Here is a 13,532-nt window from a genome sequence, read left to right as displayed (position 1 = left end):
TGGACAACTCCCTCCTCGGACACGCTGAAGGATGCCCCTCACCAGCGGAAATGTTGGTGAGGGTTCAAGTCGCCCGATCTCGTCTGCGCTCCCTAAGCGCGTAGTCGCCTTGCGGAATTTGCCCGCCGGGTCGTGAACGTCAGGTACGTCGTCGAGCACGCATCTACGAGCGCTCCCGCCACAGGTATCCGTCACATCGGAGTCTCGACGTCGGGGTTGGCGGCCGCGCCGGTGCAGTTCCAGCGGAACTGGTCGGCCTGGATGACCAGGACGTTGGGCCGGACGGTCATCGGCTCGGCGCGACCGCGAGGAGCCCGAGCGCATCGAGCCTGCGTCACCCGTGCGAAGAAGTCGGCGACGGCGGCGGCGTCCGCCGGTCGGTGGAAGTAGGGCGGCACGGCCGAGATCGCGTGCGCACCGGCATGCCGGGCGTGCGCGGCCAGGTCGCGCGCTTCGGCCAGGCTGGTGTGCCCGACGTGCGCGATGACGTCGAACCGGCCGGCCGCGACCTCGCACCACCGCTCCAGAAGAGCCATCCGCTCGGCCGTGGTCATCGACGCGCCCTCACCGGCCGTGCCGCCCACGTACACGCCGCGTGAGCCCCAGTGCGAGATGGCGTCGGCTTGGTCGACGACGACGTCCAGGTCCAGACTGCCGTCCGGGCCGAACGGGGTGAAGACGGCTGTCAGCAAAGTCATCGCCGAACCGCCGGCGGAGTGGTTCAAGGTGGTCAAGGCTGGGCCCTTTCTCATGGAGCGGTCGGGGTGGTGTTCAGGCCTGGAGATCGTCAAGCATCAGGACCGAAGTCGGGCACATCCAGCCGGATGCCTCCCTGCTTGGCCGACTCGTGCGCGATGATCCCCGGCAGCGTGTACCTGGCTGCCGTCCATGCATCGATCGGCGGCGCCGTACGGTCGACGACCGCACGGACGAAGTCGTCGGCGAGGAAATGGTGTGAACCCTCGTGGCCGTTCGGCAGGCCGGAGAACGTCGCCGGAAGCCGCTTGCGCTCCGTCTCGTGCACTTCCGCGCACCCGGAAACGAATGCCTCGCGCAGCGCGGGATCGATGTCGGCCAGTTCCGGGTCGTCCAGCGAGACGGATCTGCGCGACTTCAGCACATCGCTGACGTCGACGACCCCGTTGCGCGTCTGCCACACACTGGCCGTCGCGGTCTGCTCGAAGCTGCCGTCGGTGCCGAAGACCCGCAGCCGCGACTCCCGTGTATGGGCCGGGTAGCCGACCCGGCGAAACTCGTTCGTCCGCAGAATTCCACCGTCGGACAGCTCGTACAGTGCGGTGGCGTTGCTGATGTCGTTTCCCCAGAGGCTGACGTCCCGGTCGAACACGCCGTCGCCGCGATCGTCGGGCACACCGATGCACGACACCGAGACGGCATGCCCGCCGGTCACCGACAAGGCGTTTCCAACCGCGTGGGTCGGATACAGCATCGGTGGGAAGCTGGCCGTCCGCTTCCAGTTCTCCCCACCGGAGTACTGGTGGGCCCGGTAGAAGCCCTTGGTCCATGTCGTGGACGTAGTCGCCCTCGGCGTAGAAGACCCGGCCGAACTCCCCGGCCGCGAGCTTGCTCCGGCAGAAGACCGACGACGGATAGTAGTAGCTGGTCTCACCCATCATGTACGTCAGTCCGCTCGCCGTGACCGCGTCGATGATCGCGCCGACCATTCGTCGAAACGGTGGCCCATCCGTTCCTCGAGGTAGCCAGGTCGCGGGCCGCCTTCGCGCGCTTCGCCGCAACCCTGTGACCGACCTCCGTGCGCTTCTGGTCCATCAGCCCTTGTGCACTTCTCAGGTGCTCTCCGTAGAACACGCCAAGGTCATGCTCAAGGTGCTCTAGGAGGGTGTGGCAGACCGCGAGCGAGTCCAGCAATACGTGACGGGAAGTGCTAACGGTGCCTACGTGCATTGCACCGTTGCGGACGCCGACCATCCGCTTCCTTGCCTTGTCGTCGATCGGGAAGTCGGGAAGAAGTTCAATGAGGCGTTCGAAAACACCCGACAGACCGATGGTCTTCAGTCGCGGGTCGTCGAGGTCCGGTTTCGTGGCGAGCGCGAACAAGGCCGGCTCTGCGTCACGACTCAACGGCACCAGCAAGGTGGGCGCCGTCCGCCACAACACGGCCTTGCCGAGGTGCTCGACACCAAGCGGGGCAAGCGCGGAGACCTTCTTGAATTCGTCTTCGGACCAGGCGAGGAGTGCCTCTTGCATCCAGGCCGAGGCGGATGCGACCTGTGTGTTCCCCTCGTCGGACTGCGATGTCGTCACCAGCCTCGCTCCGCTTCCACGGAGGCGTCCACTTCGCCGTTCACTCAGCCACGTGGTCATGCTCTCACTCGGCAACGCCAGTTGCTGCGTGCCTGGGCAACCTCTAAACGTGCGGGACGAACTGGCGCACGCTCATCGCATGACAGCGCGCTTGAGGGTTGATCGCCGACGCACCGGCAGCGGCGCGTCTCACCGCCGCGAGCAGACGTCCTGGCCTCGGTCGCCGAGCGGCCGGGGATGGTGGAGCCGCGCCGACTGCTGGCGAAGCTCAGCCGACCTTGTCTGCCAGACGTGCCACCGCCGCCGCCACGCGAGGCCCGAACATCACGGCGTCGTTGTGGTCCGCTCCCGCGATCACCACCCGCTCGGATAGCGCCGGCGCCTTGTCAGCCACCCGTGCGCTGAGGTCTGGGGGCACGACCGAGTCCCGGTCGCCGTACACCACGGTTACCGGCACCTCGCTGCCTGCGAGGTGCTCCACCACGCGGAACCGGTCGCGCAGCAGCAGCCGCACCGGCAGCCATGGGTAGTGTCGGGACCCGACATCCGCGAGCTCGGGGAACGGCGACCGCAGCAGCATCCCGGCCGGCGGCCGCAGCGCCTGCAGCGCCGCCACGACGCCGCTGCCCAGCGACTCCCCGAAGTAGATCGTGCGCTCGGCCGGGTAGCCCAAGTCCTCCAGCGTCTCCACGGCGGCCATCGCGTCGCGCGCCAGGCCCTCCTCGCTCGGGCTGCCCGGATTGCCGCCGTACCCGCGATAGTCCATCAGAAGTACGGCGAGCCCGCGACGCCGCAGCTCCTCCGCCAGACCGGCCCGGCCGGCTCGGTTCCCGCCGTTGCCCGGCACGACCAGAACCGCCATCCGATAGCCGGCCACTGCCGGCCCGGACACTGCGGGCCCGGACGCCGCCGGTGCGAACCACGCACCCAGCTCGAGCCCATCCGCGGTGTACAGCGTGACGTCGCGCGCTCCCTCGATCACCTCACCGGCCGTCGGCACGGACGACGCGTCAGGGAAGTAGATCAGCTCCCGCTGCAGCCACCACAACATCCCGACCACCACTCCGCCGATCAGCAGAAACACCACGAGCACCCGCAGCATCCGACCGCGGTGCCGCGCCATTGTGGCCATCCCTTATGGTGGCCACCGCGACCTGCCCCGGCGCAAGCTCAGCCCGTCATGACCGGCTCGGCACGAGATGCGAGATCGTAGGCGCGACCATCCTCATCCTCCGCGATCCGCGCGTGCGCCTGGAGTGCGTCATATCGCCGCGAAGGACGCAAGATGCGCCAAGACTTCCCCCAGATCAGGTGCCCGATGTGCTCTTGCCGCTCCGACATGAAACATGAGCGCATCTCGTCGGAAGGCTGGATGAAGGCGAAGGGGCTGGCGGTGGCGGCTTATAGGCCGACGTTCAGCTGCTCGTCGCCGAAGTCAGCGACGAGGTTGAGGGTTCAGCCGCGGGCGGCGACCTAGCGGTCCATGACGTCTCGGGTTGAGACTTCGCCCTTCTCGATCTGCGACACCCTGGACACCGAGGTGCCCATCTGCTCGGCGACCTGGGCCTGCGTCAGCCCTCGACGTTTGCGTCGCTCTGCGAGCCGCCAGCCGCGAGCCTGGTCGTGTAGCTGCCGAACCTCGTCGTCGAAGATCTCCGGACCACCAGCGGTCTCCACAGCACGCTCGAGGTGGTCGGTGTCGCGCCACTTCCGGTACCGGCTCATCGCCCCAGCTCCTTCCGACGCTCCTGCAAGTACGTGCTACTTGCCGAAGCCTCTGATCGTCCGCTCGTTCGGCTATGCCAGTAGTTCGGGTAGAGCCGCACTCTCAGGGGCGCTCTCGATCGGAGGTTCGGCCTGACCCTGTCATGGTGCGCGCCGACGTCATCGCCATCGCCACGATCGCCGCCATTCGAACACGCAGGCCACACGAGCGGCCGATCGTCACGTCGATCACCAACGACCTCGCCATATCGCACAGGTTTCGGACGATTTCAGGAGTCTTTCTGCCGGAGTCTGGACGGAAAAACCTCGCCTGCCTAGCTTCGTCGAGACGTCGTCCCTTTCCGCGCGCTGCGCGTCGAAGCAGGAGTGATCGATGAATGGCTTTCACAACGGATTCACCTGGAACCGACGGTCTTTTCTGGTCGGTGCGGCCGGCTCGTTGGCAACCGTGGCGCTTCCTGCACATGCCACGCAGTCGGCTCCGGCGCAGGCCTCGCCGAATGGGCCATACCCGTCGAACTGGCCGGAACTCGACCCCTATGGCCTCGCGGACACTCGGCTGGACCTGTGGCCACGTGAGGACAACTCCTTCATCCTGTCGCTCGAGCTGCGTCCCCGTGACGAGGCGAGCGGCCGGGTCTGGATGCGGGACACCTATGTCAATTGCTTCGTCGTCGACGGTCGTCCCGTGTACGTCGCCACGGGCACCAGCCGCGTGCCCGAGCTCGACCGGGCGGCGCCGTGGAACGACGGCATCTTCGTGTGGGTGGCCCCGTCCCTGCGGGGACCGTGGCGGCTCGTCGACACGACCGGGATCCGCGCCGACGCCGAGCGGGGCAAGGTGTGGTCGCCGGAGTTCGTCGGGGAGAACCGCCCCGGACGCACGGTCGTCGCACCGTGGCAGGAGTACTGGTACGACGACCGGTTCGGCAAGCGCGGTCAGGTCTGGGCCCCGGAGGTGCACTACTTCCGCGGCACCTGGTACATCGCGGCGTGCATGGGCGACCACTCGCGGAAGGTCGGGTCGTTCCTGCTGGTGAGCGAGGGTGGGATCGAGGGACCGTACCGGCTGATCGAGGGCAACGTCGACAAGCCCTTCGGTGACCCGATCGTCGGCGGGCCCGCGTTCATCGAGCCCGGCGCCTACCACCACATCGACGGCAGTCTCTACACCGAGGGCGACGACGCGTGGCTCGTGCTGCACAACGACCTGTACGCGGAGTTCCAGGACGACATGGAGGACATCGTCCCGACGACGAACCTCCCGAGGTTCCAGCAGGCGCCGTACGCCCCCGAGCCGTATCTGGAAGGCGCGTACGTGTTCAGGCACGGCGGGAAGTACTACCTGCTGCACGCTGCGTGGGACCGCACGTCGGTCAGCCCCGGCGGCAGTGTGCGGTACGCATACGACCCGCCTGGCCCCGGCCGCACGCAGTACCAGTACGACGCGGTCGTCGCCGTCTCGGACCGCCTCGAAGGCCCGTATTCGAAGCGCTGGACCGCCGGTGTCGGCGCGGGTCACAACAACTTCTTCGTGGACCACGGCGGCCGGGTGTGGGCGACCTTCTTCCGGAATCCGAACTTCGGCTACTGGTCCGATCCGTCGCGCATCGACGAAGCCGCCGTCGCCGGCATCGTGCGGATGGAGTGGACCGGCCCGACGAACAACCGCCTCTACGTCCAGCGCCGCCGGGGTCGCGCGATCAGCGGTTGACCCTTTCATGCGGCCGCCGGTCCTGCAATGACGCCCACTCACAGATGAGGAGCCAGCTCGTGCCACGTCATCGCCTCATCGCCCGGAGCATCGTCGCCGGTGCGGTCACCGCGGCGCTCGCGCTCTCTCCCGCTGGCGTCGCTCCGGCGGCCGGCGAGAATGGCGGCCAGAGCAAGCAGCTCCCCGCGCTGGGCGCGCTCGGCGCCAACTACAACGAGAACCTCGACCAGCTGAATCATCGAGAGCTGCGAGAGGCGCGCGCCAGCTGGGTGCGCGGCTTCTACACCATGCCTGAGGCCGACGAGGTTCCGCCGGCACAGAGTGCCACCCTCCGGGGAATCCGCGAGGCCCACGACCGTGGATTCCGGACCGTGCTGAGCCTGAAGTTCCCCAAGGCCGGCACCTCCTTCCCCTCGCCGGGCAGCGCGGCGATGGCCGCCGAGCTCGCGCGACTGGACCGCGTGCTGCCGCTCGTGCTCGGAACGGTCGAAATCGTCACCATCGGCAACGAGCCGTTCATCGAGAGCATGCCCTCCGAGCGGGACGAGCGGCTCAACCAGTTCTACGAGACCGTCGCGCGCCACGTCATCGAGGCCAGGGCCGACCTCTGCGGCGCGGATTGCCCCACCCACCTATACATGGGGGCACTGAACCGGCTGGACCTACGCCAGAACCGCACCGCCGCCGTCGAACGGTACCTCACCTTCGTGCGCGACACGCCTGAGATCGAGGGCGTCGATCTCCATCCGCACGTTCCCGACGAGGCCCGTATCCAGGACTTCCTGGACTACACCATTCCGCGGCTCCGTCCCGACCAGACCTTCCTGGCGACGGAGTTCTCCCTGGTCTGGTACTGGCAACAGCACATGACCGACCGAATCCCGGCCGCCTTTGCGCAGCGCTACGGCTATGCCCCTGAGACTCAGGTGTGGGAGGTCATCGGCGAGGCGATCGAGGACCCCTTCCCTTCTCACAAGTGGAACGACCTGCTCGCGCTGAGCCCATGGTTCGAGTCCAAGAAGCACTTGCTGCGCGACGTTATGGGGCTGCTGAGGAGCACGGGCCGGCTCGCCGTGGCGACGTATGGCTTCCGACAGATCCCCTCGATGACGGCCGACTGGAGCCCCACGAAGGCACCCTGGCTGCTCAACAGCGTGTTCGCCCCGCTGACGGTCCAGCACCGCGGCCAGGCGCTGGCGACACCGGGCTACGCCTGGATCGATGACTTCCGTCGGCTTCAATGACCGGTCCGGTCACCGGCGCGGTGATCTTCAACGGCGAAGGAGTTCATCATGAGATGGCGATCAGCACGAACCCGGACCGCTGTGGCCCTGGCCGCGACCTGCCTGGTTTCTGCGGGCATAGTGCCAGCGCAGGCGTCGAACCAGGAACGGAGTCCATCGTCACCCGCCCACGGGGAGCCGACGTACACGAACCCGGTGAGCGCGGGAGTCGTCGACACCTTCCCCGACCCTGCCGTGATCCGCGGCAAGGACGGGGCCTGGTACGCCTACGGCACGCAGAACCCGATCTTCAACAGCATCGGTGAGCAGGGCGAGCACATCCTTCCGATCCTGCGCTCGGAGGACTTGGCCGACTGGACCTACGTCGGTGACGTGATCCCGGGCGCCACCCCAGCGACATGGCAGTCGAGCTCCCGAGCCTGGGCGCCCGACATCCGCTACGTGAACGGGGAGTACCTACTGACCTACGGGCTCTCGACCGGTGGGCTCGCCCTGGCCATGGCACCCACGCCGACCGGTCCGTGGACGCACCACGACGAGCTCATCGTGCCGTCGGCTCCCGTGGAGGGCTGTCCCACCGGCAACATCGACCAGTCGCTGTTCACCGATGACGACGGCACGCTGTATCTGTACTGGGGCAGCTACGACCTCATCTGCGTCTCCGAGCTCAGTGCCGACGGCACCGAACTCATCGGCCCTGTCACTCAGGTCGCGCAGGGCCGCCGCATGGAGGGTGGCTATGTCGTGCGGCACGGCGAGTACTACTACCTGATGTACTCCGACGCTGGCTGCTGCGAGGGCGAGAGCAGCGGATACACCGTGAAGGTCGGGCGTGGGGACAACCCGCGCGGCCCGTTCGTCGACGACCGCGGTATCGACCTCATGGCCGAGTCGTCTAAGGGCGGCATCGTCCTGGCCAGCAACGGAAACCGGTTCACCGGGCCCGGTCACCACTCCGTGGTCACCGACCTGGCGGGCCAGGACTGGATGGTCTACCACGCCATCCCCAGGGACGACGCCGACTTCCCGCCGTTCACGGGTCCTGGCGGCGGCACGCTGCGGCTGTCGAAGCGGCCGCTCATGATCGACCGCCTGGACTGGATCAACGGGTGGCCCGTGGTCAACGCCGGCGCCGGCCCGTCCGAAGGCCCACGGCCCGCCCCGGTCACCTCCGGGTTCGTCACGACGACGTTCGCCGACGCATCGCTGGACCACTGGGTGCCCGACGGCGATGTCAGCCTCGCGAACGACCTCGACACCGGTCGGCACATCCGGCTCGACGACGCGACCCTGACCAGTCGCGCCAATGGCACCGGAGACCTGCGAGCCCAGGCCGATCTGCGGCTCGTCGACACGGATTCCGCCGCCGGGCTCGCCATCGGTGTGGCGCGCCGGAGCCGCGCGGCGGCATGGATCGACCGCGCCGCGGGTGAGCTGCGCGTCGAGGTCACCAAGGACCGGCGGACCGAGACGGTCGCCGCACCGTTGCCGGACGAGTTCCGGTACGACACCTGGCACGTAATGACGCTCGACTGGCGCCGCGGCGTGCTCACCGCTGCCGTCTCGGCCGACAACATCCTCGAGCCGCTGGCCACCGTCTCTGTCGACGCACCTCCCGGGGCGCGGGCGTCGGGGCCCGTCGCCGTGTTCGCCGACGGCGTCGCCGACGCCGACAACATCAGCCTGGTGCGACTGGCCTCCCCCGTCACGGAACGCGTCGACGAGCCGGCGCCCGACAGGCTGCTGGCCGACTTCTCCGACGAGTTCGACGGCGCTCTCGAACCCGGAACCGAGGGCTCGGCGTGGTCGTGGGTCCGCGGACCGGCCCCCGGCGCTCGCGTGGAGGACGGCGCGTTCGTCTTCCCGACCCAGGCCGCTGAGCTCTACCTGGCAGGCAACACGGCCTCCGTGCTGCTCCGTGATGCGCCCGACGGCGACTACATGGTCGAGACTAGGCTGCGTTTCGACGGCACACGCGTCAACCAGCAGGCCGGCCTCATCCTCTATGAGAACGACGACCGGTTCGTCAAGCTCGTGCACTCGCACCTGGGCCTCGCCCGCCGGCCGGGAAGCGTGGCGGACCAGGTCGAGTTCACCCGCGAGGGCCCGCGCCCGACGACGACGCCGCCGACGGCCGTGTACGCCTCGCCCATGTGGGGTGCCGCGCCCGCCGAGACGACGTGGTTCCGCCTGTACGTCCGCGAGGATGTCGCGAACGCCGAGTACGAGGTCCGGATGGCCTCGAGCACCGACGGCGAGAAGTGGGACTGGGGCGGGGTCTGGACGCTGCCGCGCCGCGCCGACCTGCGTATCGGCGTCATCTCCATGAACACGGCCGGAGCCACGGCCCAGTTCGACTACGTGCGGACGTACGCCGTGGACCGACCGAACCGGGCGCCGTAAGGAGAGACCTGACCGGCGGGGCGGGATGCCACCTGGTGTTCCGCCCCGTCGGCGTCCCGCGTTTTCTTACGTAGCACGAACAGAAGTCGGCAGCTTTTCTGTCGAACTGTTGACGGAAAAATTCCGCGAATTTAGCGTCGCCCGCATGTCGATGACGACAGGGACTCATGCGCTCGTACGCCGAACCCACGAGGAGCGCGTTCTCGCCGCTCTCCGTGCCGGCGGCGCCATGAGCCGTGGCGAACTGTCCAAGCGTGTCGGACTCTCACGGACGACGTTGTCGGAGATCACGGCCAGCCTCCTCCAGCGTGGCGCGATCGTCGTCGCCGACACCGACGCCGCCACGCGGAGCGGAAGCGGCCGGCCAGCGGAGCGCCTGGCCCTGGATCCGGCCTCTGGACAGTTCCTGGGCGTGGACTTCGGTCATCGACGCGTTCACGTGGTGATTGCCGACGCCGCGCACGAAATCATCGCTGCCGGCCTCGAGCCCTACCACAACGACGCGCCCTGGTCGGTGCGCCTGGGGGTGGCCTTCGACCTGATCGACGGCTTGTGCACGGCGCGCGGAGTTCATCTCGGCGCCCTGCAGGCGGTGGGGATCGGAGTTCCCGGGCCGTACACCGGCGCCGGTGCCCGCGGACCGCGGGTGACGTGGCGGCCGCAGGCCGCACCGGAAGGCGTCGACCTGGCCTTCGCCGGGCGGTTCGGCACGCCCGTCGTCGCCGACAACAACACCCGGCTGGCCGCCCTCGCCGAGGCCATCTACGAACCCGAGCCCGTCAGCGACCTCGTCTACGTGCGGCTGTCCGACGGCGTCGGCGGCGGACTCGTGGTAGCGGGACGACTCGTGACTGGCGCCAGAGGCTACGCCGGCGAACTCGGGCACGTCACCGCCAACCCAGGCGGGTCGCAGTGCCGGTGCGGCAAACGGGGCTGCCTGGAGACGGTCGCATCCGTCCCGGCGATCCTCGCCGGCTGTCGTGCTCGCGGCGTCGACGTCGAGAACCTGGACGATCTCGCCGCGGCCGTCACCAAGGGCGACCCGGTGGCCGACGCCGTGCTGCGCGACGTCGGCACGACCCTCGGTCGTGTCCTCGGCGCCGCGGCGATGGCGCTGAATCCGAACGAAGTGGTCATCGGCGGCGAGGTGGTCCACGTCGCCCCTGTCATCGTCGAACAGGCGGCGGCAGCGCTGCGGTACGAGCTGTACTCCATCCCAGCCGAGAAGCCCCTCGTCGTACGGCGGTCTCAGCTCCGCGACAGCGACGGCGCGCTGGGCGCGCTCGCCGCCATCTTCCACCAGTCCCCACTCCTCGCCGGATATCCCGAACCAGCGGAGTCCGACGACGGTGCCACCCAGCAAAGGAGCACGTGGTGACAGCCTCGACCCCTAGAACGTCGCGGAACGGCGCCGTCGGCAACCCGGCGGCCTCGGCCGCCGATCCCGCGTCCCAGCCACCCGCACAGGACGCGCGCGCGACCGCTACGCAGCCGCCCGACTCCGCGGAGCCACCCTCGCCACCGGGCGGGAGGTCCACCAAGCGCCGGCCAGGCAAACGCACCGGACTGCGCATCCTCAACGCCGTCTCGATCGTCGGTGGCATCACGATCTGGTGGGCCCTCGCGGTGAGCGGCTTCGAGTTCCCGACTCCGCCCGAGGTTGTCGAGACGGCCATCGAACTGTGGAACGACGGGATCCTCCAGGAGGACGTCGTCGCGAGTCTGACGCGCGTCCTCGCCGGATTCATCGCCGGCTCGGCCGTCGCCATCCCGGTCGGGTTCCTGATGGGCTGGTACACCGTCGCGCGCGGCCTGTTCGAGCCGTGGATCCAGTTCTTCCGGACCATCCCGCCGCTGGCCCTGCTTCCGGTCGTCCTGGTCCTGATGGGCATCGGCGAGCTGCCGAAGGTGTTCGTGATCTTCCTCGCCGCCTTCCTCGCCTGCGTCATCTCGACCTATCAGGGCGTGGTCAACGTGGATCGCACGCTCATCAACGCCGCGCGGGTGCTCGGTGCGAGGAACGGCACGATCTTCCTCAGGGTCGTCGTGCCTGCATCAACGCCGTTCATCCTCGTCGGGATGCGGGTCGGCCTCGGCTCTGCCTGGGCGACCCTGGTTGCCGCCGAGCTGCTCGCGGCGCAGGCCGGCCTCGGGTACCGCATGCAGCAGGCCCAGTACTACTACGACACTGCGACGATCTTCGTCGGCATCGTCGTCATCGGCGTACTCGGCCTGGTGATGGACCGGCTGCTGCTCTTCGCGGACACCAAGCTCACCGGATGGCAGGAGCGCCGATGACCACGACACCGACAGACACCGCGAAGATCTCGGTGCGGCGCGTCCGCAAGACCTTCGACCTGAAGAACTCGGAGTTCGTGGCGCTGGAGAGCGTGTCGCTCGACATCGCCGACAACGAGTTCGTGACGGTCGTCGGTCCTTCCGGCTGCGGCAAGTCGACTCTCATGAACATCCTCGCCGGGCTGGAGACCCCGACGTCGGGCCACGCCGTCGTCGACGGCAAGGACGTCCGGGGACCCGGCCCTGAGCGCGGCGTGATCTTCCAGCAGTACGCACTGTTCCCGTGGCTCACCGTGCGCAAGAACATCGAGTTCGGTCTGAAGGTCGCGGGCCTGCGCGCGGCCGAGCGACGTCAGCGTGCCGAGTACTTCATCCACATGGTCGGACTCGACCAGTTCGCCGATGCCCTGCCGAAGATGCTCTCAGGCGGCATGAAACAACGCTGCGCGATCGCGCGGGCCTATGCGGTGAATCCGTCGATCCTGCTCATGGACGAGCCGTTCGGCGCGCTCGACGCGCTCACCCGGGTAACGCTCCAGGAGCAGCTCCTCGGCACCTGGAGCCGCGAGAAGCGCACCGTCATGTTCATCACCCACGACGTCGACGAGGCCGTCTTCCTCGCGAATCGCGTCGTGGTGATGGCCGCCCGGCCAGGACGCATCTACGACATCGTCGACGTCGACCTGCCCTTCCCCCGCACGGAAGAGGTGCGGCTCAGCCCGGAATTCGGTGAGCTGCGCAACCGCGTATGGCATTCGGTGTACCACCAGACGCCCGGTGTTGCCGCCGGTCACGCGTCGTCCTGAGCACGATCCAGCCCGACGAAGGGACTGCAATGCGAATCACCCCAAGGTTGGCCGGCACCGCCACGGCCACGCTGGCGGTCGCCCTGCTCGCCACCGCCTGCTCCGGTGACGACGCCACGACGGATGGCAATGGTGCGGACGATTCCTCGGAGGACGTCATCGAGGTCGAGTTCGGCTTCATCCCGGACTTCAACGGGACGAGTCTGCTGGCGATCGCCGAGGACCAGGACTTGTGGGAGAAGTACGGACTGGACGTGACGACGTCGTCGTTCACCAACGGGCCGCTGCAGATCCAGGCGCTCGGCACCGGTGACCTGGACTTCGGCTACATCGGGCCCGGCGCGTTCTGGTTGCCCGCAACCGGCCAGGCCAAGATCGTCGCGATGAACACCCTCGGCCAGGCCGACCGCGTCGTCGCCCAGGCCGGCAACGAATCGATCGAGGATCTCCGGGGCAAGATCGTCGCCGTGCCCGAGGGCACCTCGGGCGACATGATCCTGACGCTCGCCCTTCAGGAGGCGGGCATGACCAAGGACGATATCGAGGTCGTGCCGATGGAGCCGTCCGCCATCGTCGCTGCCCTGTCGTCGAAGCAGGTCGACGGAGCCGGATTCTGGTATCCGGCGCTGGCGACCGTCAAGCAGTCGGTACCCGACCTCGTCGAACTCGCGGACAACACCGACTTCGAGGACACCGTCGCGTTTCCCACGGCGTTCGTGGCCGGCAATGACGTCGTCGCCAACGAAGGCGAGAAGGTCGACCGAGTGCTCAAGGCACTCCGAGACGCGATGACCTACCGAGCCGAGAACATGGACGAGGCCATCGAGCTGACGGCCGAGTTCAACGACCTGGACGTCGCACAGGTCGAGGGCGACGCGAGCAACGTGCAGGTTCTGACCCTCGAGGAGATCGACCAGCTCACCGAGGACGGCACCATCGACACGTGGCTGACCGGCATGGTCGACTACTTCGTCGAAGCCGGGAAGCTGGAGAATCCGGTCGACCCGGCGGACTTCTACACCGGGGATCTCTTCCTCGCGGCTGGTGAGTGACGCA

General features: G+C 68.1%; 11 protein-coding genes and 1 pseudogene. 7 read left to right on the top strand and 5 right to left on the bottom strand.

What is annotated here, in order from left to right; all coding sequences use genetic code 11:
• Positions 1-191: 191 nt before the first annotated feature.
• The 5 genes and pseudogenes from E1262_RS06320 to E1262_RS06300 form a co-directional block, all read right to left on the bottom strand.
• Positions 192-698, bottom strand: a complete 507-nt coding sequence (locus E1262_RS06320) for a dihydrodipicolinate synthase family protein (RefSeq protein ID WP_203453620.1) — start codon at positions 696-698, stop codon at positions 192-194.
• 89 nt (positions 699-787) lie between these two features.
• Positions 788-1,682 (bottom strand): annotated as a pseudogene (locus tag E1262_RS06315) (Gfo/Idh/MocA family oxidoreductase); the annotation flags it as partial.
• Positions 1,627-2,286 (bottom strand): hypothetical protein, encoded by a 660-nt coding sequence (locus E1262_RS06310; RefSeq protein WP_132102294.1) that lies wholly within the window; start codon positions 2,284-2,286, stop codon positions 1,627-1,629. The pseudogene E1262_RS06315 and the gene E1262_RS06310, both read right to left, overlap by 56 nt.
• A 268-nt stretch (positions 2,287-2,554) precedes the next feature.
• Positions 2,555-3,388, bottom strand: a complete 834-nt coding sequence (locus E1262_RS06305; RefSeq protein WP_132102440.1) for an alpha/beta hydrolase — start codon at positions 3,386-3,388, stop codon at positions 2,555-2,557.
• A 371-nt stretch (positions 3,389-3,759) separates the two neighbouring features.
• The gene (locus E1262_RS06300) at positions 3,760-4,011 is read right to left on the bottom strand and encodes a helix-turn-helix domain-containing protein (RefSeq protein WP_203453617.1); all 252 of its coding nucleotides are present in this window, start codon (positions 4,009-4,011) and stop codon (positions 3,760-3,762) included.
• A 373-nt stretch (positions 4,012-4,384) separates the two neighbouring features.
• Here E1262_RS06300 and E1262_RS06295 point away from each other — a divergent pair, with 373 nt between their 5' ends.
• From E1262_RS06295 to E1262_RS06265, 7 genes are all read left to right on the top strand, one after another.
• On the top strand, positions 4,385-5,725 hold the full coding sequence (locus E1262_RS06295) for a family 43 glycosylhydrolase (protein ID WP_132102293.1): 1,341 nt from the start codon (positions 4,385-4,387) through the stop codon (positions 5,723-5,725).
• Between the two features lie 59 nt (positions 5,726-5,784).
• Positions 5,785-6,969: a hypothetical protein gene (locus E1262_RS06290; RefSeq protein WP_203453615.1), complete on the top strand. Its 1,185-nt coding sequence runs from the start codon at positions 5,785-5,787 to the stop codon at positions 6,967-6,969.
• A 195-nt stretch (positions 6,970-7,164) separates the two neighbouring features.
• Positions 7,165-9,372: a glycoside hydrolase family 43 protein gene (locus E1262_RS06285; RefSeq protein ID WP_203453614.1), complete on the top strand. Its 2,208-nt coding sequence runs from the start codon at positions 7,165-7,167 to the stop codon at positions 9,370-9,372.
• 145 nt (positions 9,373-9,517) lie between these two features.
• Complete coding sequence (locus E1262_RS06280; protein WP_132102438.1) at positions 9,518-10,750, top strand: ROK family transcriptional regulator; 1,233 nt, start codon at positions 9,518-9,520, stop codon at positions 10,748-10,750.
• Complete coding sequence (locus tag E1262_RS06275; protein ID WP_203453612.1) at positions 10,747-11,670, top strand: ABC transporter permease; 924 nt, start codon at positions 10,747-10,749, stop codon at positions 11,668-11,670. Before E1262_RS06280 ends, E1262_RS06275 begins: the two co-directional genes overlap by 4 nt.
• A complete protein-coding gene (locus tag E1262_RS06270) occupies positions 11,667-12,476 on the top strand; it encodes an ABC transporter ATP-binding protein (RefSeq protein WP_132102291.1) in 810 nt (269 codons plus the stop codon). Before E1262_RS06275 ends, E1262_RS06270 begins: the two co-directional genes overlap by 4 nt.
• Before the next feature lie 29 nt (positions 12,477-12,505).
• Positions 12,506-13,528 (top strand): aliphatic sulfonate ABC transporter substrate-binding protein, encoded by a 1,023-nt coding sequence (locus tag E1262_RS06265; protein ID WP_132102290.1) that lies wholly within the window; start codon positions 12,506-12,508, stop codon positions 13,526-13,528.
• Positions 13,529-13,532 lie beyond the last annotated feature (4 nt).

Origin of the sequence: Jiangella aurantiaca (assembly GCF_004349105.1) — a bacterium.
GTDB classification, from domain to species: Bacteria; Actinomycetota; Actinomycetes; order Jiangellales; family Jiangellaceae; genus Jiangella; species Jiangella aurantiaca.
This window is presented reverse-complemented; position numbering and strand designations above follow the sequence as displayed.

Coding starts and splice junctions, on each gene's coding strand:
- E1262_RS06320 (WP_203453620.1), bottom strand. CDS start 698: ATGACTTTGCTGACAGCCGTCTTCACCCCGTTCGGCCCGGACGGCAGT.
- E1262_RS06265 (WP_132102290.1), top strand. CDS start 12,506: ATGCGAATCACCCCAAGGTTGGCCGGCACCGCCACGGCCACGCTGGCG.
- E1262_RS06305 (WP_132102440.1), bottom strand. CDS start 3,388: ATGCTGCGGGTGCTCGTGGTGTTTCTGCTGATCGGCGGAGTGGTGGTC.
- E1262_RS06280 (WP_132102438.1), top strand. CDS start 9,518: ATGTCGATGACGACAGGGACTCATGCGCTCGTACGCCGAACCCACGAG.
- E1262_RS06295 (WP_132102293.1), top strand. CDS start 4,385: ATGAATGGCTTTCACAACGGATTCACCTGGAACCGACGGTCTTTTCTG.
- E1262_RS06300 (WP_203453617.1), bottom strand. CDS start 4,011: ATGAGCCGGTACCGGAAGTGGCGCGACACCGACCACCTCGAGCGTGCT.
- E1262_RS06270 (WP_132102291.1), top strand. CDS start 11,667: ATGACCACGACACCGACAGACACCGCGAAGATCTCGGTGCGGCGCGTC.